The 1846-nt window shown below is 65.2% G+C and carries 2 protein-coding genes and 1 pseudogene; all 3 read right to left on the reverse strand.

Features of this window, described 5'->3' with window-relative positions; all coding sequences use genetic code 11:
* Positions 1-128 (reverse strand): annotated as a pseudogene (locus WAN02_RS08060) (type VII secretion protein EsxI); the annotation flags it as partial.
* Positions 129-159: 31 nt separating this feature from the next.
* The gene (locus WAN02_RS08065; protein ID WP_422263480.1) at positions 160-456 is read right to left on the reverse strand and encodes a WXG100 family type VII secretion target; all 297 of its coding nucleotides are present in this window, start codon (positions 454-456) and stop codon (positions 160-162) included.
* 81 nt (positions 457-537) lie between these two features.
* Positions 538-1734: a PPE family protein gene (locus WAN02_RS08070; protein WP_422263633.1), complete on the reverse strand. Its 1197-nt coding sequence runs from the start codon at positions 1732-1734 to the stop codon at positions 538-540.
* Between the last annotated feature and the right edge of the window lie 112 nt (positions 1735-1846).

Raw genomic sequence — 1846 nt, forward strand, 5'->3', positions numbered from 1 at the left:
CCCCAGAAGTCACCGGCGGCCAGCACATCGCGCACGATGGACTGGTGCTCGGCCTCCAGGGAGGCGGCCTGGGAGCGGATCAACGCGCCGTGGGCATCCACGTCGCCGAACTGGTAACTGATCGACATGAGGGTTCTCCTAAGACGTTTCGGTGATCGGCTAGCTGGACAGGATCTGCTGCGAGGCCTGCTCTTGGCTCTCGTAATTGTTGGCGTCGCGGATCAGACCGTCGCGCACCCCGTGCAGCATGTTGACGATGTTGCGGAACGCGGTGTTCATCTGACCCATGGTGTCGTAGGAGGTGGCCTGCGCGGTACCACTCCAGCCGGCCCCGGCGATGTTCTGGCTTGATGCCCACATCTTGCGGGCCTCGTCCTCAACGGTCTGGGCGTGCACATCGAAACGGCCCGCCATCGACCGCATCTCGTGCGGGTCAGTCATAAAACGTGAAGGCATATCTCTCTCCTTGCTGTGTATTGATACCGATAGTTGTTGCTGACTTGTCTGCGGAAGGCGGCATCGCCTGCCGTGCAGCGCTTAGACGAACACCTGCTTGGGCATGACCTTGGGCTTGACGCCGTAGCGTGGCCCGGCCATGCCCATGCCGGACTTGCCGCCCGCGGAGGCCATTCCCGGCATGACGCCGTTCATGCCGCCGCCGCTCGCACCGACAGCGCCCTCGTCAACCGCTGCGGTCCAGCCGCTGCCCGTCAGCGTGGCGTCGCCGACGGCGACCTCCGGGGTGGCCGCAGACCACCCGGCCGGCACCGTCAGTCCGCCGGCCGACGAGGCCGAGCCCATACTGGCCAGCGTCGCGCCACCGACGCCGCCGCCCAGTGACTCTCCCGCGCCGGCCAGCGTCGTGCCGAAGCCCAAACCGGCGCCCAGGGGGGCGGTGTCGCTGATCGTGACACCGAATGGGGCACCGGCCAGGAAGTGGCCGAGAAGTGGCAACGTGGCGGTCATCATGGCGGTGTTCCACGCCAACGTGACACCGATGTTGTAGATGCTGTTGCCCAGGATCGGCGCGCCGAACAAACTGTTGAGAGCGGACAGGATGGAGACGGGGGTGTCCGCCGCCGGGTTAGCGGCCGCACTCGCCGCGTTTTGCAGGCCACCCAGCGAGTTGTTGAGCGCAGCCGTCGAGCTGTTGCTGCCGGCCGCACTGCTGACCGCCGACGCTTGTTGGCTCTGCCCGCCTGGGTTCGTGTTTTGTTCCGGCGGGGTCAACGGTGAGAGCGTCGCGGCGGCTGACGAGGCGGCGGCGTAGCCCATCATCGCGGCGGCATCTTGAGCCCAAAACTCGCCATACTGTGCCTCGTTGGCCGCGATCGCCGCGGTGTATTGGCCCAAGGTGTTTTTCGCGACGAGCTGCGCCAACTGCGTGCGGTTGGCGAGAATCGTCGCGGGCGGGATGCTGCTGGAATAGGCCGTCTGGTACGCCGCCGCAGAGGACATGGCTTTGGTGGCGGCTTCCTGCAGTTGCCCGGAGGTGGTGGTCAGCCAGGTGATGTAGGGCTGGGCCGCGGCGGCCATCGCCTCCGATGACGGCCCCTGCCATTCCGAGCCGGTGAGCTGAGAGATCACTGACTCGTAGGACGCCGCGTTCGAGCTCAGTTCTGCACTCAGGTTGTTGAACGCCGAGGAGGCGTTCATCAGCGGGCCCGCACCGGCGCCGGAGTAGATGAGCGCGGAGTTGACCTCCGGGGGCCGCGATCCGAAATCAAAAACCATTTTCAATCCCGTCTTTAAATTGATCGGATTCTGTTTGAAGTTTTATTGGCCGTCGTTGGCCGGGTTGGGGTCCTAGATCGGCTTGGGGATCGAGGGCATGACCTTGGGTTTG

Origin of the sequence: Mycobacterium sp., from assembly GCF_049281135.1 — a bacterium.
Lineage (GTDB): Bacteria > Actinomycetota > Actinomycetes > Mycobacteriales > Mycobacteriaceae > Mycobacterium.

Coding starts and splice junctions, on each gene's coding strand:
- WAN02_RS08065 (WP_422263480.1), bottom strand. CDS start 456: ATGCCTTCACGTTTTATGACTGACCCGCACGAGATGCGGTCGATGGCG.
- WAN02_RS08070 (WP_422263633.1), bottom strand. CDS start 1,734: ATGGTTTTTGATTTCGGATCGCGGCCCCCGGAGGTCAACTCCGCGCTC.